Source organism: Sediminispirochaeta bajacaliforniensis DSM 16054 (assembly GCF_000378205.1).
GTDB lineage: Bacteria > Spirochaetota > Spirochaetia > DSM-16054 > Sediminispirochaetaceae > Sediminispirochaeta > Sediminispirochaeta bajacaliforniensis.
This window is the reverse complement of record NZ_KB899479.1, coordinates 1-1,125: the sequence shown is the minus strand read 5'-3', so window position 1 is coordinate 1,125 and position 1,125 is coordinate 1. Positions and strand designations below refer to the sequence as shown.

Annotated in this window: 2 protein-coding genes; both read left to right on the top strand. The window is 36.5% G+C overall.

Annotated elements, in window-relative coordinates; genetic code table 11:
- A partial coding sequence (locus F459_RS24355; protein WP_211214038.1) for a hypothetical protein occupies positions 1-213 on the top strand: 213 nt, incomplete at its 5' end.
- Positions 197-1,066 (top strand): helix-turn-helix transcriptional regulator, encoded by an 870-nt coding sequence (locus F459_RS0121970; protein WP_020614784.1) that lies wholly within the window; start codon positions 197-199, stop codon positions 1,064-1,066. The genes F459_RS24355 and F459_RS0121970, both read left to right, overlap by 17 nt.
- Positions 1,067-1,125: the final 59 nt, after the last annotated feature.

Here is a 1,125-nt window from a genome sequence, read left to right as displayed (position 1 = left end):
CAATTAAAGAGATTTTGGATTTCAGAAATATACGAAGTCGAATACACGAAAAGGGCTATAGAAATAATCCGCTTACGGAGAAGCAGAAAGAGAAGGACTCTGCCTGAAAAAGGTAAAAGAGAAAAAGAAAATACCGTTTCAATCGGATATCGACTTTTGATAGCAATATTAATAGTAAGAGGATATAATATTACCCATGGACCACTTTTCTGATTTTATTCTTCAAGTTTCTGCAATATCTGCCGGTTCAGGTGCACTTATCATATTATTCTACTTATGCTCTGTGTTTCCCCGCTCCAAACGTCTGCGATTTGCCCTTATGATTGTTATAACAGTTTCGTTAAACTATCTTATGGGAATTCTTACATATGTAAATGAGGTTAAAGCTTTTAGTACATCCTCTATCGTTTCAGGCATATTCCTATTGATCCAGGTTTTTTCCGCCCTGGCTGCTTTCTACGTCTCTTTGCTTTTTATTGAATCTTTAGGAACTCCCAGGTACTCAGTATTCGGTATACTTTGCAGGTCCGTATTTGTTGTTTTTTTAGTTATAGGTATAATACTTATGTTCCCCGGCGCTCAAAAAAGACCTGTTTGGGATTTAATAATATATTTTAGTCCGGTCTTCCTCTGGTGTTATCTTCTTACCATTAAGATTGACAACCCATTTATACGAAAGATTCAGATTACAGGACTAATAGGATTCGGAGGGAATATTCTTCTTATAATACTACAGCGCTTTGCCATTCCGGATTTTTTTATCCATTTTGCCGATGCCGATTTTTATCTTTTCTTAACCATATCAAGTATGATCTTTTCTATTTCTTACCTTATGCAGAGGAAAAAGGATGAAAAGGTCTCCCTAATCGATATTCAGGAAAAGTTTAATCTAACCAAGCGGGAAGCAGAAGTTACAGAACTTCTGCTTAAATCCTATTCTTATAAAGAAATTGCCTTTCATCTGGGGATCACTATGCCTACGGTTAAAACTCATGTTTCTCGAATTTACAAAAAAACGGGTTCACAGGGAAACCCCCTGTGTCAACATAGATTACGCCTGATGTGAGAATTTAATTTCTTCATCAGAGAACAGAACTATGGAGACAGTATGAGGTACAGCAGAGC

What these genes read in the sequence shown, in the direction of transcription:
- F459_RS0121970 (WP_020614784.1), top strand. Translation starts at nt 197, where the DNA reads ATGGACCACTTTTCTGATTTTATTCTTCAAGTTTCTGCAATATCTGCC.